Here is a 20566-nt window from a genome sequence, read left to right as displayed (position 1 = left end):
TGAGTCTTTTCTGCAAAGCGGCACTCTCCCTCTTCATCGCACTTATCTCCGGAATCCATGACGTGACCTCGCCACAGGCCACCTGGCCCCACAACAGCAGGATGCAAAAGCAAGGATGGAGGAGGTGCCGCACGATGCACGCAGCCTAGCGAGGTGGACGCGACGCTGCCACCGTGTTCTAGTGCCGCAGCCGCCCCCGAGGATTCGGGGGGATCGTATGAAGCGGTTGTCGGCACCGTTTGGACTCAAGAGCGATGCCTTTCAATATGCTGCAGTTTGCGCACTTCCTCGAATCCTCAGTACGCATCAACTGCCCATTCAAAATTCCACCCCTCCCTCATGAAACAAACTCTGTCATTTCTCCTGACTCTGCCTTTTGCGGCAGGCATTTCCGCCTTGGCCTTGGATCCCCACGTCGAAGCTGTCATCAAGGCGGTTGAGGGCGCGCATGGCAAAGTCGAGAAGACGGAAGATGGACAGAGCTTGAGGCTGGTCGATCTCGCGGTGCCAAATACCGGGCCGCATGATCACCGGAAGGAAGATCCGTATGACGCGGCCTTTTTTGAACATCTCGGGCACATCACCACGCTGGAGTCGCTGAACGTCATTTCCACCAAGTTTAATGACGAGTGGATGCCGAACATCGCGAAGCTCACGAATCTCAAGACCCTGCGCTTTACGAACAACGGTTCGTTGACGGACGCAGGCATGGTGCAGCTTGCGGGATTGAAGAATCTCGAATCCTTCTCTTTCGTTGGCACCAAGATCACCGGGCGCGCCTACGCGAAATTCGAAGGTTTTACCAAGCTGATCAAGGTAAGTCATCGTGGCAACAGCATCGACGACGAGGGTTTGAAGGAACTGTGCGATCATCTGCCGAATCTCGAAAGCATCAGCCTTGCTCACGCGAAGTTCACGGATGCGGGCGCGCCTAATCTGGCCAAGCTGACGAAACTCAAGGGCCTAGAACTTGGCGCTCACGCCACGCCCGCAGCGCTGAAGAACATCACCGCGCTGCCGCTTGAATCGCTGCAACTCGGCGAAGGTTTCGACAAATCCGAGTCACTGCCAATCGTCAAGGACATCAAGACGCTAAAGCGCCTCACGCTCACAAACTGCAAGGACACCACCGACGAGGATCTCAAGGTGCTCGCAACGATGACGCAGCTCGAATCACTCGAACTTGGCAGCCCAAGTCTGCCCGAGGAACGCCTGCCGCTGCTGCAAGGCTTCACCTTCCTCAAGGAACTGAAAATCATCGACCGTAAGAAGGGTTATCCGCCGGAGACGCAGGCTAAGATCAAAGCGCTGCTGCCGAAGGTGGACGTGAAATATAAGTGAGCAGCTCCAACCGAATACTCACTTAGCCGCATCGTTCTTCTTCGCATTCTCATCGTAACGGTGCAGGGGGCGAACCCAGATGTTGCGGTAGCGGGTGGGGTTGTGATGGTCTTGCAGGGCGAAGCCGACTTCCTGCAGTTTCGTTTCGAGCGGGGCTGCGTGTTGCACGATGACGCCATTGAGTAGCACCGTGATGCGTGCGGGCTGAAGCACGTTGCCCTTCTCATCGAACTGCGCGCATTCGCAGATGATGTCATAGCTCTGCCATTCACCCGGCTTGCGGCTGGCGTTCACGAGGGGTGGGTAGTTGCTGTAGATCGCCCCGGCCTGACCGTCGGGGTACGTATCATTCTCATAGGAGTCGAGCACCTGCACCTCGCCCCAGCCGTGGATGAGCACGCCGCTGTTGCCCCGGCCCTGGCTCTTGCCCACGACCTCGGCGGGCGTGGCCCATTCGAGGTGAATCTGGCAGGAGCCGAACTTGTCGCGCGTGTCGATGTCGCCGCCCTTGGGCGTGATCTCGGCATAGCCGTTTTCGATCTTCCAGTTCGGCACGTCGCTTTGATCCTTGTCGTCCTTGCGTGGTTTGCGGATGAACTTGGAGAGGTCTTTGCCACCGAAGAGCACGACGGCATCGCTCGGAGCTGTTGTCGCCGTCGGCGGTGTGATCACCGTGGGGCGCGGGCGCTGCATGTCGCCCTGCCGGTAGATGCCGCCGGGGGTGAAGGGCTTTTCTTTTTTAAGTTCGGCTGGCTTCGCCGGTTCAGCGGCGGAGGCGAGAAGGGTGAGGAGGGGCAGAGTGAGAAGGAGGCGGTGCATGGTGGTAGAAACGGCTTGGATACTGATGATTTGCAGGCAAAAAGAAGGCCGACGATTTCGTCGGCCTTCCCGAGTCCAATTGCGGCGCAACTGGACTACTTTGCGAAAGCCTTGTCCTTCGCGTTGCCGCCGCTGGTGAGGTAGGCGATGAGGTCGAGGAGTTCGTTTTGATTGAGGGAGTTGATGAGGCTGGGGGGCATCATGCTGACTTTGCGGGTGCCCTTCTTCGCGATGTCGCTTTCGTTGATGGCCATGTGGTCGTTGGGGGCGAAGGGGTTGGTCATGATGAAGACCTTGCCGTTTTCTTCGACGACGATGCGGCCGATGATGATGCTGCCATCCTTCTTGGTGATTTCGTGGCTGTCGTACTGGTCGGAGATGACCTTGCTGGGATCGACGATGTTCTCCATGAGGTCGCGCATGGTGTAGCGGTTGCCGACGCCGGTGAGATCAGGGCCGATGCTGCCGCCGTCGCCATTGAAGCGGTGACAGGTGGCGCACATGATGCTGCGGTACATGGCCTCGCCGTTTTTGAAATCGCGGCCTTTGAGTCCGTCATTGGTGAGGGCGACGACTTCATCGACCGTCCAGTTTTTACCGGGGCCTTTGGGGGCGACGTAGTTGGGGATGGAGGTGCTGGCCTCGACCTTGTTGCTGAGGGCTTCGAGCGCGGCGAGTTCTTCCTGCGGCACGAAGGTGGCAAGGGCGTCCTTGCGGATGTTTTCAATGAAGCCTTTGAAGCTGTTGCCGCCTTTCCAGGTGCGGGCGTGGGGGAACCAGGAGAAGAAGGTCTGGCGATGCTCGGGGGTCCAGCCTGCGGTGGCATTGCGCAGGGCGACCATGTAGCTGATCTGCTGCCCATTCGGGCGGCTGCCAGCGGCGGCACGGGCGGCGTTGGCGTAGCCATCGTTGCGGCTCAAAACCTCATCGGTGGCGACTTCTTGAAAGTCGTCTTTCGCGGTGGCCATGATGGCGAGGGTTTTGGAAACGACGGTGGGGGAATCGACGGCGACGAGGATCTGGCAGAGTTCGCGGTTCAAAGAGGGGTTTTCGGTTGGATAAACTAGGTCGAGCGCTGTGGCGATCTGGGAGCAGATGTCTGCATCAGGCTTGCCAAGACGGATCAAGATGAGCTCCAGAGCACGCACGGCGGCGAGCTGCTGATCGAGCTCGAGACCTGCACCTACCAGCCTGCCCATGGCAAGGAGCATGCGGCCCTGAAGCTCGACGTTTTCCGCAGACACATCGCCAATGGGCTCCGAAGAGGTGCCTGTGGGCTTTCCGGCAGGTTTGCCGCCTTCGGTGTTGGATTTGGCTCCGGTGACACGAGCGAGGGCGATGATGCCTTCGATCAAAGCGACGGGATTCTTTTCGCTGAGCACCTTTTCCTGCCAGAGTGCGACAGGGAGTTTTTCAATGGCGACACGAGCAGCATAGCGAATGTGGCGATCGCTGTTGCTGAGCTTGCTCCAAGCATCGCCGAGAGCCTTGGCGGCATCGACTTTGCCGGTGTGGTAGGCTTCAAGAGAGGCACGCAGTTTGAAATCCTCACCCAGTGGCTGGGCTTTGGCAGGGGCGGTGGATTCATCGCCAACATAGGTCACGCGATAGACGCCGGACTGGGTCTTGCGGCCGCCGACGGCGAAGTACATGGCACCGTCCTGCGGATGGATGACGACGTCAGTGAGCGGGAGGGGTTTGCCGAAGACGAATTCTTCCTTGGTGGCTGCGAAGCTTGCGCCTTTCGCGTCCAGGTTGATGGCCCACATGGTGCCGTAGGTCCAGTCGTTGATGAAGATGGCGTGCTGGTATTTGGCAGGGAATTTTGCGCCAGTGCCTGCGACGACACCGGTGGGGCTGCCGGGGCCGATGTCGAGCGTGGTGGGGAGTGAGTCAGCGTAATAGTTGGGCCATTTGCCACTGCCGCTGCGCCAGCCGTAGTCGGCACCGCTGACGCAGTGATTCACACGAGTAGCGCGGTACCAGGGGCTACCGATGTCCCACTCCATGTCCGCGTCATAGGTGAAGAGTTCGCCCTGGTCGCTGAAGCAGATGTCGAACTCATTGCGGAAACCGTAGCAGAAGAGCTCCAAGCCGCTGCCATCGGGGTTCATGCTGCAGATGTATCCGCCGGGGGCGAGGATGCCACGGGCGTGGCCGTTGGCATCCCAGAAGCGGGGGAGGATGTGGTCTTCGCTCCAGATTTTGGCCGGGCGGCTGTCTTCGAGACCTTCAGGCAGCTTGGTGTGGTTGCCGCAGTTGAAGAAGATGCGCTTGCCATCGGGGCTGACGGTCATGCTGTGCAGGCCGTGCTCGCCGCCGCCTCCCATGGTGTGCAGCTTGGTGATCTTGTCGAACTGGTCGTCGGCATTGGTGTCCTGCAGGCGGTAGAGGCCGTTGTTTTTGCCGTCCTCATTGACCATGACGTAGAGGCTGTCGAATGCGGCGAGCAGGCCGTGCGCCTTGCCGAGCTGGATGGCGAGTTTTTCCGGCTTGAGGTTCTCGGTTTTGCCGATGGCTGGAACGCTCATGCGGTAGATGCTACCATATTGGTCACAGGCGATGAGGCGGCCTTTGGGATCGACCGTGAGCGCTACCCAGGAGCCTTCCTGGTCTTTCGGGACGTTGTAGAGTTTCTCGACCTTGAAGCCTTTGGGGACGGTGATCTCTGATGCAGCGACGCTCTCGGCAGGACCGCTGTTTTTGCCGCCGGCGGCTCTGCCATCGAGTGCGAGGCCCCAAGGGCCTTTGCCGTAGTCGTTGATGACGAGGGCGGGCTGCCAGGCTTCCGTGCCGGCCTTGGTGGCCTCCCATTTGTCCGTGGTCTCCACGACGATCGCTTTTTCATCGTTCGGCAGTTTGAGGGTGAGCCGGGCTATGAGTGCCGCGACGCCGCCTTTGTTGCGACCGTGGACAATGATTTCGTTCTGCGCACCGAGCTTGATGTCCTTGCTGACGTCCATCTTGGTGGGCTCCTGCCAGTCCGGATTAGTGAGGACTTTTTTGCCATTTAGCAGGGCGTCCGCCCCGTTGTCACAGGTGAGTTCCAGCAGAGCTGACTGCACCTTGGCGGGCACATCAAAGCGATAGCGAAAGGTGACCTGCGAGTCCTTGTTGCCATCCTTGGACAGCCAAATCCACTGCGGAGCGGCGGAGGCGGTGTTCAGCAGTAGGGCGAAAGCAGCGAGCGTGGGAAGAATACGAGGCAACATGATGGGCGGAAAATACGCACCAAATCAGCTGACGTTGCACTCTATTCCCATCCTTTAGCGAAGACGGGGGCTGAACGGGTCAGCCGTGGCTGGCACAGACTGATCTAGTTGCCATTCACCAAGCTGCCATTCATGGACTGGTCGCCGTTGACTTTTTGCACGGACAGCGCCGCGACACGGGACTTGAGCTCCTTGCTGGGCTTGAAACGTACGACACAGCGGTCAGGAATCATCACCTCAGAATTTGGCTGCTTTGGGTTGCGGCCGATTTTGCCACGCGCCACGCGAAGGTCGAAGGTGCCGAACGTGCGCAGCGTCACTTCGTTTCCTTCGGCTAAATTCTTCGAAACCAACTCCATAAAGGATTCCACCATGGCCAGTGTGTCGGCATGCTTGATTCCCGTTGCGTTGCTGAGTTCCGCAACCAAATCTTTTTTGGTGATCGTGGTCATAATATGGTGACTAGCGAGACGTTTAACACGGTGCAACTAATTTCTGTGTCGAATTATTATCCCTACCTACGATTTAGTCAGTAGGTTTATTTGGGCTAATCCGAAACTATCCGTGAAAGAACCTCAGAAGAGGTGCGGAAGTGCATTTTGCACAGCTTCGGCAAAACGTCGTTGCCATGCAGTTTTACGAGATTGGCGGCGGTTTGTTTCACACCTTCGGAAACTCCTTTGGGGAGTTCCATGCCAAACTTCTGGCCCTGTGAGTTCAGCCAGCTCAAAAAACCCTCGCGTGCAAGAATGGATGCTGCGGCCACCGCCGGGTCGCTTTCTGCTTTGGTGCGCTGGACGAGTTCGATTTCTCTGCCACGGGTCTGCATGGCGCGTTGCAGCACGGCGGGATTGGCGAACTGATCTGAGATGGCCCGCTGGCAGGTGGGGACGCGTTCAAGCAGGTTTTCGATGATTCGGGCATGCCCCCAGGCCAGAAGACGGTTCAGATTGCCAAATTTGGCGTGAAGCTCGTTGTACCGTTCGGGGTGAATGGAGATGACTTCCCAAGCGAGGCCGGGAATGCTGCGGATGTCAGCGGCAATCTTGCAGATGCGCGCGTCGCTGCTGATGCGTTTGCTGTCCACCGCTCCGACATCGCGCAGGCGGCGTGTGACATCGCCATCGACATAAACTCCCGCGATGACCAGCGGGCCGAAGAAGTCGCCCTTGCCGCTTTCGTCCACGCCGATGTGAGGCTGAAACATCTCGGGGTTGTGCACTTCTTCGTAGCCGAGTTTTGCCTCTCCCAAGATCTCGGGTTCGAGCAAGTTCGTGATGAAATCCTCCGTCTCCTTGCCCTGCACAACGATCTTGGGGCCTTTTTCATAGACGCACACATTCACCTTTGATTTGGCGGCGGCGTAGAGGCAGTAGGGTTTGGTTTGAAACTCAAAGCCACGCTCCTCCAGCAGCGTGCGCAGCTTGTCCGCTTGACTGGAGGTGAGCGCGTGAGTGTAACTTGTCAGGGCTGGCATGGGCGCGATTTTAATCGCAGGTGTGACGAAAGACTCATGAAAAATGCGCCGGATCGTTCATAAGTAGAGGACGATGCCATCTCAAACAGCCAGGCCGGATAACCATGCTATCACCATGGAGCTTGTGAACTGGTTTGGGCACAACGCGCGTGATTATCCCTGGCGCCGCACGCGTGATCCATATGCGATCCTTATTTCCGAGGTGATGCTGCAGCAGACGCAGATCGCGACGGTACTGGGCCGTGGGTTCTACGCCCGCTGGCTGGAGCGGTTTCCGGATTTCAAGACGCTGGCGGCTGCGCGTGAAGATGAGGTGCTGAAAACTTGGGAGGGCCTCGGCTACTATAGGCGGGCGCGCAATCTGCAGCGCCTTGCCCAAGAGGTGATGGCGCAGCATGGCGGGGTGTTTCCGCAGGATCACGCGGTCATCCTCGAATTGCCCGGTGTCGGCCCTTACACGGCGGGTGCGGTGGCCAGTTTTGCCTTTGGTCTCGCAGAGCCCATCGTCGATGGCAACATCGCCCGTGTGCTGTCGCGCCTCTATAATGATGCCACGCCGGTGGATTCCACCGCCGGTGCGAAGCTGCTGTGGGAACGCTCGAAAGCCCTGGTGCAAGCGACCGATGACCCACGGGCCTTGAACTCGGCGCTCATGGAACTCGGGCAGACGCACTGCACGCCGACGAAGCCTGCCTGTGACCTTTGTCCGGTGCGTGCCCAATGCCGTGCGACTGATCCTGAAGCATTGCCCGTGAAAAATGCGCGCCAGCAGATCACTGCGGTCACTGAGCGTGTCATTTTTTTGCGCACGAACGAGGGGGTGCTGCTGGAGCTTGAGACCGGCAAACGCCGCACCGGCCTGTGGAAACTGCCTGCACTGCCTCCCATGCATGAGGATTCACCACCGCCTGTGTTGCTGCGCATGCAATACGGCATTACACGCTACAAGGTCACGCTTTGGGTGCATGAACCGTATGAACAAATCGGTGAATGGCCTGATGCGCATCGGGTGATCCCTTTTGCCGAACTTGAATCCACGCCTATGCCCGCGCCGTATCGTAAGGCATTGAACGATCTACTCCAGCGCGGTGAGTTCCAGCTCAGTGTCTGAATTGTCAGTTTGCCATTGACTGCCGATGCCCTACCAGATGCAATTACCCCATTTCATATGAAAACTCGCACCCTTCTTTTCTCTTTCCTCGCCATCGTCCTGGCGGGTTGCAAACCCTCAGCGGAAAAAGCGGCTGAGACCGCCGCAGCTACGACGGCTGCGAAGTCCGGCAAGCCGCAGGTGCTGGTGGGGAACTACCCGCTGCAATACTTTGCGCAGCGTATCGCGGGGGATGCCGTGGAGGTGCGCTTCCTGGCTCCCAAGAATGAAGATCCAGCTTTCTGGCAGCCGGACGAGGCCGCCATCACGGCGTTTCAAAATGCCGACCTGATTCTCATGAACGGTGCCGGCTACTCCAAGTGGGCAGATAAAGTCACGCTGCCAGAGTCCAAGGTCGTGGATACCTCTGCTTCCTTTGCCAACAACTTCATAGAAGTTCGTGACGCCACAACTCATAGCCACGGCCCCGGCGGCGATCACAGTCACAATGGCACCGCATTCACCACCTGGATCGATTTCAAGCAGGCCTCCATGCAGGTGCAGGCGGTGAGCGATGCGCTGGCCAAGCTGGTGCCGGCAGCCAAAGACAGCATCAGCAAGAACACCGTGGCACTGAAAGATGAACTTGCGTCTCTGGATGGCCGCATGAGCACGCTGAGCCGTCGTCTGGTGCAGTATCCTCTGGTAGCTTCTCACCCGGTCTATCACTACCTGGCGCGTCGCTATGGGTTGGAATTGAAGTCCGTTCTCTGGGAGCCCGACACAGTGCTTGATGATACCGCTCTCAATGACCTCAAAGGCATCCTCGCCGGTCATCGTGCAAGGTGGATGATTTGGGAGGGTGAACCAAACAAGGAAAGTGTCGAGAAGCTAGGCGCTCTTGGCCTTCAGAGCGTGGTCTTTGATCCCTGCGGCAACGTGCCTGCGAGCGGTGACTTCATGACTGTGATGAAGGCGAATGTGGATGCGATGGAAAACGCGTTTCGTTAACATGCTGGAGTTTTAGGGATGAAAGCTGACGTGGAACTTCGTCGCATAAGAAAAATGTAGAATATTATGTTGACGGCCTTATAGGGCCGTGGCAATATTCGGCACCTTCAATACAAGCCATGAAAACCAACCTGACACATCTTAACTCAATCGCGCTGACCGCGCGTCGGGGAGAGATTTTGTGTGTAGGTCTGGGTCTTGGTTTTATGCCCGCCTATCCAGCACAAGATTGGAGTCTCCCAATAAAGAGACAAAACGAGCAGGGTGCTTTGACACCCCATTAGGCCCCGAAGGCCAAGTTTCCGAAGGAAGCCCTGCTCGCCCCACAAAGGCAGCAGGGCTTTTTCTTTTGCAGCGAAACCACCACCCCCCCCCATTTTCCAAAAACACTGATTGAACCTGCGGTCACCTGACCGCTTCCCCACAGCACGAAAAACCCCGGCATCCGCGCTAACGGACACCAGGGCAAGGCCAGCCAAGCTGACTCCCGGAGGAGTCGTTTTATAGACGCCAGAGCAAGACCTGCAGACAGGTTTGCACCCTCCTTCCGAATGTCAAATAAAGCAGCCATCGAATACGCAATATTCCTACGTTTAGACGAGGAATACGGGAATTCATTGCCCATTTTGACATCACGAAACGGCTTCCCCGGGAGGTGTGCCATAAACACCGAAACATCCGCCGTGAAATACCTGCGGGTGCGACGCCAGCGATGAAGTGATCTGCACTCCATCCCGTGCGTGGCAGCGGTGTTCGTTCTTTATTTGGCAGATCACCTCAATACGAGGCTGATCTGCCATTCAAGGGCGCGGAGCACGGTAACAGGTGGTGTAACCTTGGGAGAGTGTACAGTGGCATGGCCGTCTCCGTGTCCTTGAATGGCAGAACGGGAAGATTTTACCAAACATTACGGCGGTGGCAGACAAGCAATGCACGGGTCTCCAAAACCCGAAGATGTGGGGGCAGTACCCACCCGCCGTGCCATTTCATTCCAAATTAAGAACGCGGCGGTAGATCGCTAAAGAGGCGGCCTGGACTGTAACCCCAGTGCTCATTGAGCCCGCACGGAGCATTACCGTGACGCCGCACCATTTTTCAAATCGCAGGGAGAGCCAGTGCTCTGACTGGTTTCATAAGCCCGTCTTGGTTGGTGCAACCCCAACCCCTGCTTCCATTTATTCGGTCGTGAAGAGTAACAGCAGACTCGCCTCCTTGTCAGGGAGGAGACAGCGGGGGCAGCACCCGTCTCGACCGCCATTTTCAAGGGGACCGTAGTGTAGAAGACTGCACGGCTGTTTTGCCGCTCCTGCGGCTGTTCATCTACTGCTCCGCACCGCATGACTCCGCGCTATCGCGCTCCTGCGCTGCACCCAGCAAGAGACGGAGCATTACCGTCCGGCTCCACCATTTCAAACTCCCCTGTGAGGTAAAGTAGCCTGTCGGCCTGTTACGCCGATCGTCGTGGTGCGAGCCCACGCTGGGGAGCCACTTATATAGTAGATCTGACGCTTCTGGCATCCCAACGCAGCAGCATCTCATGGAGAATTAGCAACGCGATGCCCATGGCCAGTGCCACGCTTGCCACCACTTCCAAACCGGAGTGTTGGACCAGCCAGCCACAGACACTGGGAAACAACGCAGCGCCGGTCATGGCCGCGCTGACTTGATAGCCGATGGCGTGGGCTGCTCTCGCCTTGCCCAGGCGCTGAGGAGTACGGGTCATCAGACATGGATAAATAGAGGCGAGGCCAAGCCCTGTGAGGGATAGCGCCAAAGCAGAAAGCGCGGCCGAACCATTCAGTGCAAAAAGGGCCAGACCTGTGACTACGCCCAGCATGCTGAACCGCAGCAGGCGGTCGATGCCCAGCCGATCCACGACAAAGCCGAAGAGAATGCGGCCCGCTGTGATGCTGGCCCAATAAAGGGTGACCCATAGTCCGGCTGTTTCTTTGCTCACGCTGCGGGATTCCGTCAGCAGGGTGAAACTCCACTGCCCCATGGTTACTTCCAGACCGGTGTAGATGAAAAAGATCGTGATCTGCATCCACAGGGCTCCGCTGCGCAGTGTCTCCAGCATGCTGAGAGTGGCGGTCGTCTCTGTTGCTTCCAGCTCCACCCCGGCTTCGGCTGGTGCGTCCCAGAGCCGTCGCGTGAAGGTAAACAGCAGAGTGAGCAACAGCAGCAGTGTGGCCACCGTCAGGTAGCCCGCACGCCAGGAGTTCAGACTCACCAGCATGGTGGTCATGATGAGCGGCCCCAGTGTGGCACCGATGCTGTAGCAGGCATGCAGCCAGTTCATGTGCCGCGCTGAGAAATGCTGAGCCACATAGTGATTCAGCCCGGTGTCGATCGCGCCGGAACCCAGACCGTGCAGCAGAGAGCAACTGGCAAACAAGATCCAAAAAGACGCCGTGCCATATCCAAAGCCGCTGACCGCCACCAGCAGACTGCTGCCTGCCAGCAGCAGGCCGATCCCGAGCTTGTTCAGCAGACGCCCGGTGAACAAGCCTGCCAGAAAATAGCTGGCCCCTGTGCCGAAGAAAATCCACGCCAGATCTCCTTGCTGCCTGCCAAATCCATCCCGTACAGAAGGCCATGCCACGCCGACGACTGTGTCCGGCAACCCCAGGCTGATGAAGCCGAGATAGGCGATGATTAGCAGGAGGCGTGTGGAGGATGCGGATTTCACGATGACAGAAGATGGTCTGAAATCTCATCGCACCTCACAACTTCCCTGCGTGCAAAGGCGTTTAATTGATCACAATGAAGGCTCATGCGGCTCATGTGACGCATGCCGCAGCCAGGTGCAACTCCTGGTGCGGGGACCATTTTTCGCTTGGCGGTCAAGTTGTTGTCAAAAGTTCAAGGCGGATGTTTTTTGACAGGTCTTGACCTGCGTGACGGCGAAGCCCATTTCCCTCAGTAGCTCAACAGCAGAGCACCCGGTCGATAACCGGAAGACCGTGGAGCGTCACCACGCCGAGGGACCATTTTTTGAAAGAACGCTGGATGGCTCAGACAGATGAGCGGCGGATTGAAGATCCGCAGAGGTTGGCGCGCTACCAACTCCAGCGGCCATTTCCGAAAAGTAGTCATGAGCTTCAGTTCGTTCTGGCAGCGCTCGCATCTGCCGGCATCACGAGCTGAAACCAGCAACTCCTTTCAATGCGGCATTGATGTAACAGCAAGCATTTCTGTCTTCCAAACAGAGCGCGTCGGGGCAGCACCGACATGCCGCACCCTTTTCAAACTCCCTTCATAGTGTAACAGCAGCATTCTTCGTTGTGAACGAAGCGGTGCCGGGGCAGAACCGGCTGAGGGAACCCTTTCATTCGTGTGCAAGGCGAAGTCGTCGAGCCAGTGGTTTGCAAGTCCACATTACCCGGTGCGAGTCCGGGGCGCACGTCCACCATTTATCGGATACGAGAGAGCCAGCGAACTCGCTTGGTTTGGGACCAAGACAAGCCCGGGGCAGCACCGGGGTATCCGACCACTTTCACAGGTCTGTAGCTTAACAGTCAGAGCGTCGGGCTCATAACCCGGAAGGTGCTGGTGCAATTCCAGCTGGACCGACCATTTCAAGCATGGGGCAGTGAGCCTGGCACCCACGGATTGATTCCGTGCCGCCCGCTCCACGCCCATGCGCACTTAGCCTTGTAGCTCAATAAGCAGAGCATCCGCCTTTGAAGCGGAGGGTTGGTGGTGCGAACCCACCCGAGGCTGCCAGTTCTTATGCCCATGTAGTCCAATGCAGAGACAACCGCCTCAGAAGCGGTCCAGTGCGGGTGCGAATCCTGCCATGGGTACCAATTTCACGCCTGTGTAGTCCAACAGCAGAGACAGCCGATTCAAAACCGGCACAGTGTGAGTGCAACTCTCGCCACAGGCACCATTTCATGTCCCCGTAGCTCAGCAGACAGAGTGGCTGATTACGAATCAGCAGGCCGCAGGTGCGAATCCTGCCGGGGACACCAATCATCATTATGCTCCCGTAGCTCAATGTATAGAGCGCCGCGCTTCGAACGCGGAGGTTGGAGGCGAAAGCCCTTCCGGGAGTACCATTTCAACACGGAACGTCAACCGGACCAACGCGCCGGGACTCGTTGCTAACGAGATCGTGCCACCATCGCGCGGCATGAGGAGCATTTCCTCGGCGTTCCGCCATTTTTTCCAAACGACCCTGTCGTCTAACTGGCCAAGACATCCGACTTTCTATCGGATAACTGCGGGTTCGAATCCCGCCAGGGTTGCCAATCTTTTAAACTCAACAACAAACATGAACCGAAATTTCAAATACCATCGCGACAAAAAGTTGCTGGCGATTGATCGCGAACGACGCGTGCTATGGAAGCTCGAATGGCAAACAATGGAGATCGATCCTCCCATTCCGCGGGGCTGGATTCGTCACTGGCGAATGACTGCGAAAGCAAAAAACCGTCATGACTTGTCCGTGCTAAAAACCATTTTAGACGCAATCGACAATCCTCGCTTTCACTGGAGGAAAAGTTTTGTCTCCGGAAGGCGTCGCGTGCGAAAGATGATTGAGAACACTCAAGCCCTTTGCTGCATTCGGGAGCATCGTTGGAAGCGCCTTGGTTGGCCGGAGGACTGGAAAAAATATTTCCAAAAGATCTTGGTGAATCCGGGCAGGCCTGATCAAACTTTCTCATATAAAATTTTGCGAGAGGACCTGTTCGAGCTGTTCATCGAACGGCACTATGTCCGAGAGGTTCGGCTGCTTGATCCAGAAGCAAAGGCTCGTATCATGGAGCTGGACCAATATCTCGCCGCCAAGGGAAGGCATCGGCTCGAAAAACTTCTCGACTGCGGCTATCTTGCAGGTCCCGACATACACCAGACAAATCTGGCACGCCTCGCAGAACGCCGAATTCAAAAGGCTCTCCAAGGTGATTGGGAGGCCGAGGTAAGCAGATCATCCGTCTTCTTACCTCGGCAACTCAGTCATTTCACACGGTCATCAAAGCTCAAGTTGGCCAAGAGCAAAAGCACCATGTCGAGAACGTCGCCAGTGCGGGTGCCGCGCCCAAGCGTGATAGCGCGTTATCTTGAGGTGCGGAGCAGATTTGGCACAGCGGCAGGAGCCGCAAATCCAGCTGTGAGCACCATCACGGTCCAAAGCTTAGACAGCGAAGCAGCCGGCTTTTAACCGGCACAGCAGGGTGCATGTCCCTGTGGATCGACCAACTTTTTAACTCCGCCGACCCCACTCCATAGAAAGGAAAAAGAAAACAACCCATGAAAAACAATGATGTATCTGAACGTGTTCGCGGAGCGATCACCCGGCTCGAAGCCGAGAAGAACGTTCGTGTTCTCTACGCTTGCGAAAGCGGCAGCCGTGCATGGGGTTTCGCCTCGCACGACAGCGACTACGATGTCCGCTTCCTCTACGTGCACCGGCGTGAATGGTATCTCTCCATCGAGACCGGTCGCGACGTGATCGAAGAGCCTCTGAACGATGAGCTCGACGTGAGCGGCTGGGAATTGCGCAAGGCTCTTCGCCTGCTGCGCAAAAGCAATCCGCCTTTGCTGGAGTGGATGAAGTCACCGGTGGTGTACCATCACGATCCGGTCTTCACCCGCGAGTTCGAAGAACTGGCCGGCATGTTTTATTCGCCGCGTCGCTGCTTCGCGCATTACCTGAACATGGCCTACGGCAACTGGCGTGACTATCTGGAGGGACGCGATCAGGTCAGCCTGAAAAAGTACCTCTATGTCTTCCGCCCGTTGCTGGCCTGCCGCTGGATCGAACGTTCGTTGGGCCAGGTGCCGATGCTCTTTCAAGAGCTGGTCGATGCCGTGCTCGAAGAACGCGAAGTCCGCGCTGCACTGGATGCGCTCGTTGCCCGCAAGCGTGCTGGTGATGAACTCAGCAAGTCTGCGCCCGATGAAGTGCTCTCGCGCTTCGTTGCCACAGAACTGCACAGGCTCAAAGCCTTGAGCGATCACGACGACTCCATGGGCGACATGGATGAACTCGATCTCTTCTTCCGGCGTTACGCTCTGAGCAACTGACGGGCTCCTCACTCAAACCCGCAGCCTGGAGGGAATTCATTTCCTTCCAGGCTGCAATTCACCCACCCAAAGAACGAACACCGCTGCCGGGAGGACCGTGCTCATTTTTTAATCGTTCAGTTCAACTCTCATGAAAACTCAAGACCTCATACGCCTCGGCGTGTCTCAGGACGCAGCGCTCCAGACGGGCATGGAATTCATCGCGAATTTCACCCGTCAGGGCGGAGACCCTTCACGCCTCGAAGAAGAGCTCGGCGGGATCATCTCGAAACCCGAAGCGTTTCTCGGCGATCCGCTGCGCGAAGCTTTTGCGCGTGCTCTCTATGCACCTGCTTACAAACAGCGGGATGCGTTAGCACCCTGGCACCAGTGGGGCTCGGGACTCGATGCCGATGCGGTGCAGCAGATGGCGAACGCCTGTGCGCTGCCTGTGGCAGTGGCTGGTGCGCTCATGCCCGATGCTCACTATGGTTACGGCCTGCCGATCGGTGGCGTGCTGGCGACTGAAGGCTGTGTGATCCCTTATGCCGTTGGTGTGGATATCGCCTGTCGCATGCGCCTCACGGTTTATGACCGCAAGGCAAGCACCATCGCGGGGCAGAAGGACCGGCTGGCGAACATCATTGAAAGCGAAACCCGTTTTGGCATGGGCTGTGAGTTCAAGCAGCGCCGCCAGCACGATGTGATGGACGAGGACTGGAGCGTGTCTCCTATCACCCGACGTCACAAAGACAAGGCATGGGCGCAGCTCGGCACCAGCGGCTCGGGCAATCACTTTGTGGAGTTCGGTTCATTCGCCGTTTCGGCCGATGATTCCGTCGCGTTGAAAGAGTCAGGCTACGACATCAGGCCGGGCGAGTACATCGCGCTGCTTTCGCACAGCGGTTCACGCGGTGCAGGGGCGCAGGTGTGCCAGCACTACAGCCGTATCGCCACAGATCGACGCTATGATTTGCCGAAAGAGATGCAGCATCTCGCGTGGCTCACTTTTGAGGAAGAGGCCGGTCAGGAATACTGGACGGCCATGAACCTCATGGGCCGCTACGCAGCGGCGAACCATGCGCTCATTCACAAGCACATCGCGAAGAAGGTTGGTGCTCATGTCATGCTCGACATTGAGAACCACCACAACTTCGCATGGAAGGAAACGCATGTGGTGAACGGCGAGTCCCGCGAAGTCATTGTGCACCGCAAAGGTGCCACGCCGGCAGGTGCTGGCGTGCTGGGAGTGATCCCTGGATCAATGGCAACGCCCGGCTTCGTAGTGCGTGGCAAGGGGAAGCCCGAGTCGCTTTGCAGCGCCTCCCACGGCGCAGGTCGTGTGATGAGCCGCAGCCAGGCCAAGCAGAGTTTTGCCTGGGGCAACGTGAAGCGGCAGCTCGCCGCCGCAGGCGTCGAGCTGCTCAGCGCCGGTATTGACGAAGTGCCGGGTGTTTACAAGGACATCCACACCGTCATGGCCGCGCAGACAGATCTTGTCGAAGTCCTCGGCAAGTTTGAGCCGCGCATCGTCAAGATGTGTCCGGCCGGAGAGAAAGCAGAAGATTAACCCAATGAACATCCCGAGGCCATGCAAGACCTCCTCACCAAATCCACCGTACTCGTGCTCAACCGCAACTGGCAGGCCATCGCCGTGAAAACGCCGCTGGAGGCCTTCAGCATGATCGCCACCGGCGCTGCGACAGCACTCGACATCGAAACAGACGGCAACATTCGTCCCGTGACATGGAAGGAATGGCTCACGCTCCCGGTGCGGGAAAGGGACAACCTCATCGGCACCGTGAACGGGCCGGTGCGCGTTCCCTCCGTGCTGGTGCTAGCTCGATTCGACAAGGTGCCAAAAAAACGGCCCAAGTTCGGCGTGCGCGGCATCTGGGAGCGCGACGGCGGCATGTGCCAGTACACCGGGCGCAAGCTGCGGCCGCACGAAGGGAACATCGATCACGTCGTGCCGCTTTCCCGTGGCGGACCCACGTCTTGGGACAACTGCGTCCTCGCCGACAAGCGGGTCAACAGCCGCAAGGGCAGCAAACTGCCTGAAGAAGCCGGTTTGAAGCTGCTGCGAAGACCTGCAGTGCCGCGAGAACTGCCCGTGACCCACCTGATCCGCAACACGCATCAGGTGCGGGACTGGGAGATGTTTCTGGCCAAATGAACTGTGCCGCCGGGGTGACCCGGCGGCATTTTGGTTGTTTGGGGGATGAGAAACAATCTTGGCACTTGGCAAACGGCCAAGACTCGCCAGCATAGTTGTCCAACATCGAGGAACGATCACCGTGCGTGTGAGTTCCTTCGTGCCGAAATTCCAACTTAGGAGCTGCGCATGAATGAAACGTTGACCAAAACGACCGTACTGGTGCTGAATCGGCACTGGCAAGCCATCGACTCTAAAACGCCCATGGAGTCTTTCAGTATGATGGCGGCGGGCAATGCGACTGCGCTCGATATTCACGAAGCAGGCGACATGCGGCCTGTGACCTGGGAGGACTGGCTGAAGCTTGAAGTACGCGAAGGTGACAACAGCATCGGCACCGTCCACGGTCCCGTGCGTGTGCCTTCCGTGCTGGTGCTGGCCCGCTTTGACAAGGTGCCCAAGCGCCGCCCCAAATTTTGCGCCAAGGCGATCTGGGAACGCGATGGCGGCATGTGCCAGTACACCGGGCGCAAGCTGCGTCCGCATGAGGGCAACATTGATCACATCATTCCCGTCTCGCGCGGGGGGGGCAGCAACTGGGAAAACTGCGTGCTGGCAGACCGCAAAGTGAACAGCCGTAAAGGCAACAAACTGCCCGAAGAGGCGGGCCTGAAACTCCTGCGCCGTCCCGCCGTGCCACGCGAGATCCCCGTGACGCACCTCATCAAAAATCACCATCGCGTGCGCGACTGGGAGATGTTCCTAGCAGGCGGCACAGGCGTGTTTGAAGTCTGAAGAGCTGCGCCCGTCAAGAGATGGTCAAGACGCTGCGCGTCAAGAAGCGGTCAAGAGAGTGGGAACGGCTCCTCGGACAACTCTTGACCTCTTGACGAATCCTTGACGAATCCTTGACGCCTTGACCGTTGCCTCAGCCCAGCTTGGCACCGAGACGTTTCAGCATCGTCTCCAGCATACGTCCGTATTTGATGTAGCTGTCGTACTGCTCCTTGGCTTTCTGCTCAGGAGAGAGGTCATCTGCAGCACCTGCGCCGTGGAAGACGACGGCGACGTGAGGCTCGATGCTGATGTAGCCCTTGTAGCCGGTCTCGATGAGGTCCTTCATGATGCGCTCGGTCTGGCCTTCGCCTTCGCCGGGGAAGGTGTAAACGGCGTCGTTCTTCGTCTTGTCCCAGATGCCGTCTTTGACGTGCACGTGGGCCATGAAGGGTTTCACGGCCTGATACATTTCCCAGGCGTCCTGCTTGTGGCCGGGCTTGTCGCGGTCGTCGATAAAGACGGGGTTGCCCGTGTCAAAGACCCATTTCATGCCGGGGACAGCCTCGGCCATGCGCTGCACGTAGGTCGGGCTCATGCCGCCCCAGTTCATGCAGTTTTCATGCACGACGGTGAGGCCGGCATCGGCGAAGCGCTTGTTCACTTCGTTCATACGCTTGATGCGCTCGGGGGCGAACTGCTCCTCCAAGTCCTTGCCGCCTTCATCTTTGCAGACGGCGTAGCTCATGACGCGGATCAGTTTGGCACCGAGGCGCTGCATGCGCGGGATGGCGCGGCTGATTTCAGCCTCCGTGACACTGAAGTCGTCGGTGATTTTTTTGGCCCAGTTGCCGATGAGTGAGCCGAAGCCGCTGACCTGCATGTTCTTTTCGGCCAGATGAGCGGCCACTTTGTCGAAGGTGGCATCCGGGATCTCATGCAGGTTGCCCTTCACGCCGTCAAATTCGACGCCGCGTGACTCGATGCTGTCCCAGCCGAGTTCTTGATGGGCTTGGATTTGCACATCCAAGGATGAGCCTGCTTCGTCTGCAATACCGGTGAGTTTGATCATGGTCTGGGGATGGGGATTTGGGTGGGTAAGATGGATGGATGCAGAGTGCTGGAGCGCAAGGAGCAGTTCAGCCGCAGAAGCGTTGTTCTTTTGAGAAAATGTCCCATAAAAGCAGAATGTGCCGGATATCTCAGGCGAGGAGGGCGGCGGCGTTCTGCCACTGTACGGCTGAGGATTGCGGGGCATTGAGCGCAGATTCCTGCATTTTTAAACGAGCGGATTCCCAGTAGAACACGGGGGCGAATGATCCAAATACGAGCCGCTCCAGCGGCCAGGTCTTGAGCAAGGTTTCCACGCCTCCCACGCCTTCGATCATGGCGAAATCGCTCCATACGTTCGGGCATTCCTGCAAATGGCGGAGCAGCATGGCTGCGTTGGCATTGAGCAGCATGATGCGGGACTCTTTCATTTCCTGCAGGATGCCTGAGAGCGGCTTGAGATCGACTGGGGCCACGCGTACCTGGGGGTTCTGGGTGCGCTCGTCCTCCATCTGGGCCACCAGTTGCACCAGCAGACGGTGCTTCGCAGCGAGGGGGAGCAGTTCTCGAAACGCAGGTGCTTTCAAATCATAGCCGTGATAGTTCGGATGCAGACGAATCGCGCGCATGCCGTGGTCTTCGGCACAGCGTTTGACATCGTCCTGCCAGTTCGGCAGGGAGAGATTGACTGTGCCGCAGGGACGGAGAATGGAGTTTTGGCAGGCTTGGGCGAGCTCACGGTTTACATTTGCCACGTCACGCCGCAAGAGGCCTTCAAACGCGCCGGCCCAGGCTTCCGTCACGCCGCGTCTGGCCAGGCCTTGAATGAATTCTGCGGGGTTTTCCGCTCCGAGCTGTCGAAAGGGATTTGAACCCAGATAGACATGGCAGTCGGCTAGTTGCACCTCTTCCTTTGCGCGCAGGGACGATACAGCGAGAGCAGCGCTGGAGCTCAGCATGAAATTCCGACGGTTCATTCGGGTAGTTTGAACGATTCAGCGGCGGTGAAAAGCATTTCCTCCTGCCTTGCGCTGTTTTGATGCGTGCGTAGCCTTGCCGGATATTCCGATGAACTGGTACTACAACAACGCTGGCGCAGCCGAGGGGCCGATGGATGACCAAGGCATGAGCGAGATGGTCCGTGCCAACAAGCTGGTTTCGGACTCTCTCGTCTGGCATCCTGGACTGGAAGCCTGGCAGACGGTGGCCGTGCTGGCACCTGAATGGTGGGCGGCATCGCTGCCGACTCCGGCAGGCAGACCTGTGCCAGAGCCGGCCCAAAAACCAGCCAAAGAGAAACGGGACTCAGGTGGCCGCAGATTGGCCGGGCCGAACGCCCCGAACACTGAAGTCTCCGAGGCCAAGCCTAGAGGTGGATTCTTGAAACGCCTTTTTGGCTTCGGTAAAAAGAAGGACTGACGTCACGCTTTGATGCCTTTGGCTTGAAGGATGGGCAGCATGAGGCCGCGCAGATTGTCGCAGAAGATTTTTTGTTTATCGGCATCGCTGATCTGCGCACCGTGGACTTTCGCGAGTTGGCTGGCAAAGCTGCGGCCGCCGCAGTCGCTGCCGTAGAGAACGCGGGCAGCACCGAGCTCACGCACCGCCATTTCCGTGAATCCGGC

General features: G+C 57.9%; 16 protein-coding genes, 8 tRNA genes and 1 pseudogene. 17 read left to right on the top strand and 8 right to left on the bottom strand.

Translation table 11 applies throughout. The features are described from left to right. Nucleotides 1-339: 339 nt before the first annotated feature. Nucleotides 340-1341 carry a G protein-coupled receptor LGR4 gene (locus PSV43_RS17020; protein WP_300199984.1) on the top strand — a complete coding sequence of 334 codons (1002 nt, stop codon included), beginning with the start codon at nt 340-342 and terminating at the stop codon, nt 1339-1341. A gap of 18 nt (nt 1342-1359) precedes the next feature. On the opposite strand, the gene PSV43_RS17015 is transcribed toward PSV43_RS17020, so the two are convergent. The 4 genes from PSV43_RS17015 to rnhC form a co-directional block, all read right to left on the bottom strand. Next, nucleotides 1360-2160, bottom strand: coding sequence for a DUF1080 domain-containing protein (locus PSV43_RS17015; protein WP_300199981.1), 801 nt, complete (start codon nt 2158-2160; stop codon nt 1360-1362). Nucleotides 2161-2255: 95 nt separating this feature from the next. Next, on the bottom strand, nt 2256-5372 hold the full coding sequence (locus tag PSV43_RS17010; protein ID WP_300199977.1) for a c-type cytochrome: 3117 nt from the start codon (nt 5370-5372) through the stop codon (nt 2256-2258). 104 nt (nt 5373-5476) lie between these two features. Beyond that, complete coding sequence (locus PSV43_RS17005) at nt 5477-5860, bottom strand: HU family DNA-binding protein (protein ID WP_300199974.1); 384 nt, start codon at nt 5858-5860, stop codon at nt 5477-5479. 59 nt (nt 5861-5919) lie between these two features. Beyond that, complete coding sequence (rnhC, locus tag PSV43_RS17000) at nt 5920-6849, bottom strand: ribonuclease HIII (RefSeq protein WP_300199971.1); 930 nt, start codon at nt 6847-6849, stop codon at nt 5920-5922. Between the two features lie 115 nt (nt 6850-6964). On the opposite strand from rnhC, the gene PSV43_RS16995 reads away from it, so the two are divergent. The 3 genes from PSV43_RS16995 (at nt 6965) to PSV43_RS16985 (ending at nt 9934) form a co-directional block, all read left to right on the top strand. Then, nucleotides 6965-7960, top strand: coding sequence for an A/G-specific adenine glycosylase (locus PSV43_RS16995; RefSeq protein WP_300199968.1), 996 nt, complete (start codon nt 6965-6967; stop codon nt 7958-7960). A 57-nt stretch (nt 7961-8017) separates the two neighbouring features. Further along, entirely contained in the window at nt 8018-8950 is a 933-nt protein-coding gene (locus PSV43_RS16990) for a metal ABC transporter substrate-binding protein (RefSeq protein ID WP_300199965.1), read from the top strand. 909 nt (nt 8951-9859) lie between these two features. After that, nucleotides 9860-9934, top strand: a tRNA-Trp gene (locus PSV43_RS16985). A gap of 505 nt (nt 9935-10439) precedes the next feature. On the opposite strand, the gene PSV43_RS16980 is transcribed toward PSV43_RS16985, so the two are convergent. Beyond that, nucleotides 10440-11639: an MFS transporter gene (locus PSV43_RS16980; RefSeq protein ID WP_300199962.1), complete on the bottom strand. Its 1200-nt coding sequence runs from the start codon at nt 11637-11639 to the stop codon at nt 10440-10442. 811 nt (nt 11640-12450) lie between these two features. Between PSV43_RS16980 and PSV43_RS16975 the strand changes: the two genes are divergently transcribed. The 12 genes from PSV43_RS16975 (at nt 12451) to PSV43_RS16920 (ending at nt 17912) form a co-directional block, all read left to right on the top strand. Then, a tRNA-Met gene (locus tag PSV43_RS16975) sits at nt 12451-12526 on the top strand. Between the two features lie 74 nt (nt 12527-12600). Continuing rightward, nucleotides 12601-12676: transfer RNA gene (locus tag PSV43_RS16970), tRNA-Gln, on the top strand. A gap of 8 nt (nt 12677-12684) precedes the next feature. Further along, nucleotides 12685-12759: transfer RNA gene (locus tag PSV43_RS16965), tRNA-Leu, on the top strand. Between the two features lie 7 nt (nt 12760-12766). Then, nucleotides 12767-12842, top strand: a tRNA-Leu gene (locus PSV43_RS16960). A 6-nt stretch (nt 12843-12848) separates the two neighbouring features. Next, nucleotides 12849-12924, top strand: a tRNA-Arg gene (locus PSV43_RS16955). An 11-nt stretch (nt 12925-12935) separates the two neighbouring features. Further along, nucleotides 12936-13011, top strand: a tRNA-Arg gene (locus PSV43_RS16950). 115 nt (nt 13012-13126) lie between these two features. Beyond that, a tRNA-Glu gene (locus PSV43_RS16945) sits at nt 13127-13203 on the top strand. Nucleotides 13204-13226: 23 nt separating this feature from the next. Beyond that, nucleotides 13227-14117, top strand: coding sequence for a hypothetical protein (locus PSV43_RS16940; RefSeq protein ID WP_300199959.1), 891 nt, complete (start codon nt 13227-13229; stop codon nt 14115-14117). An 89-nt stretch (nt 14118-14206) separates the two neighbouring features. Beyond that, complete coding sequence (locus PSV43_RS16935; protein ID WP_300199956.1) at nt 14207-14983, top strand: nucleotidyltransferase domain-containing protein; 777 nt, start codon at nt 14207-14209, stop codon at nt 14981-14983. A gap of 130 nt (nt 14984-15113) precedes the next feature. Continuing rightward, a complete protein-coding gene (locus PSV43_RS16930; protein ID WP_300199953.1) occupies nt 15114-16532 on the top strand; it encodes an RtcB family protein in 1419 nt (472 codons plus the stop codon). 21 nt (nt 16533-16553) lie between these two features. Next, entirely contained in the window at nt 16554-17138 is a 585-nt protein-coding gene (locus tag PSV43_RS16925; protein WP_300199950.1) for an HNH endonuclease, read from the top strand. A 243-nt stretch (nt 17139-17381) separates the two neighbouring features. Then, the gene (locus PSV43_RS16920) at nt 17382-17912 is read left to right on the top strand and encodes an HNH endonuclease (RefSeq protein WP_300199947.1); all 531 of its coding nucleotides are present in this window, start codon (nt 17382-17384) and stop codon (nt 17910-17912) included. 133 nt (nt 17913-18045) lie between these two features. Here PSV43_RS16920 and PSV43_RS16915 read toward each other — a convergent pair whose 3' ends face one another. Continuing rightward, the gene (locus tag PSV43_RS16915) at nt 18046-18963 is read right to left on the bottom strand and encodes a sugar phosphate isomerase/epimerase family protein (RefSeq protein WP_300199944.1); all 918 of its coding nucleotides are present in this window, start codon (nt 18961-18963) and stop codon (nt 18046-18048) included. Between the two features lie 130 nt (nt 18964-19093). Further along, nucleotides 19094-19900 carry an amidohydrolase family protein gene (locus PSV43_RS16910; protein ID WP_300199941.1) on the bottom strand — a complete coding sequence of 269 codons (807 nt, stop codon included), beginning with the start codon at nt 19898-19900 and terminating at the stop codon, nt 19094-19096. Between the two features lie 67 nt (nt 19901-19967). On the opposite strand from PSV43_RS16910, the gene PSV43_RS16905 reads away from it, so the two are divergent. Next, a complete protein-coding gene (locus PSV43_RS16905; RefSeq protein ID WP_300199938.1) occupies nt 19968-20360 on the top strand; it encodes a DUF4339 domain-containing protein in 393 nt (130 codons plus the stop codon). A 2-nt stretch (nt 20361-20362) separates the two neighbouring features. Here the strand turns inward: PSV43_RS16905 and PSV43_RS16900 are convergent. Further along, nucleotides 20363-20566: pseudogene (locus tag PSV43_RS16900) on the bottom strand (amidohydrolase); the annotation flags it as partial.

Origin of the sequence: Prosthecobacter sp. (assembly GCF_029946185.1) — a bacterium.
Classification (GTDB): Bacteria; Verrucomicrobiota; Verrucomicrobiia; order Verrucomicrobiales; family Verrucomicrobiaceae; genus Prosthecobacter.
The sequence above is the reverse complement of the archived record's forward strand: the minus strand, read 5'-3'. Positions and strand labels throughout refer to the sequence as shown.

Bases quoted from the DNA above. Each gene is read 5' to 3' on its own strand.
- rnhC (WP_300199971.1), bottom strand. From the start codon at position 6,849: ATGCCAGCCCTGACAAGTTACACTCACGCGCTCACCTCCAGTCAAGCG.
- PSV43_RS16940 (WP_300199959.1), top strand. From the start codon at position 13,227: ATGAACCGAAATTTCAAATACCATCGCGACAAAAAGTTGCTGGCGATT.
- PSV43_RS16990 (WP_300199965.1), top strand. From the start codon at position 8,018: ATGAAAACTCGCACCCTTCTTTTCTCTTTCCTCGCCATCGTCCTGGCG.
- PSV43_RS16925 (WP_300199950.1), top strand. From the start codon at position 16,554: ATGCAAGACCTCCTCACCAAATCCACCGTACTCGTGCTCAACCGCAAC.
- PSV43_RS17015 (WP_300199981.1), bottom strand. From the start codon at position 2,160: ATGCACCGCCTCCTTCTCACTCTGCCCCTCCTCACCCTTCTCGCCTCC.
- PSV43_RS16935 (WP_300199956.1), top strand. From the start codon at position 14,207: ATGAAAAACAATGATGTATCTGAACGTGTTCGCGGAGCGATCACCCGG.
- PSV43_RS16930 (WP_300199953.1), top strand. From the start codon at position 15,114: ATGAAAACTCAAGACCTCATACGCCTCGGCGTGTCTCAGGACGCAGCG.
- PSV43_RS16920 (WP_300199947.1), top strand. From the start codon at position 17,382: ATGGAGTCTTTCAGTATGATGGCGGCGGGCAATGCGACTGCGCTCGAT.
- PSV43_RS16915 (WP_300199944.1), bottom strand. From the start codon at position 18,963: ATGATCAAACTCACCGGTATTGCAGACGAAGCAGGCTCATCCTTGGAT.
- PSV43_RS16995 (WP_300199968.1), top strand. From the start codon at position 6,965: ATGGAGCTTGTGAACTGGTTTGGGCACAACGCGCGTGATTATCCCTGG.
- PSV43_RS17020 (WP_300199984.1), top strand. From the start codon at position 340: ATGAAACAAACTCTGTCATTTCTCCTGACTCTGCCTTTTGCGGCAGGC.
- PSV43_RS16910 (WP_300199941.1), bottom strand. From the start codon at position 19,900: ATGCTGAGCTCCAGCGCTGCTCTCGCTGTATCGTCCCTGCGCGCAAAG.
- PSV43_RS17010 (WP_300199977.1), bottom strand. From the start codon at position 5,372: ATGTTGCCTCGTATTCTTCCCACGCTCGCTGCTTTCGCCCTACTGCTG.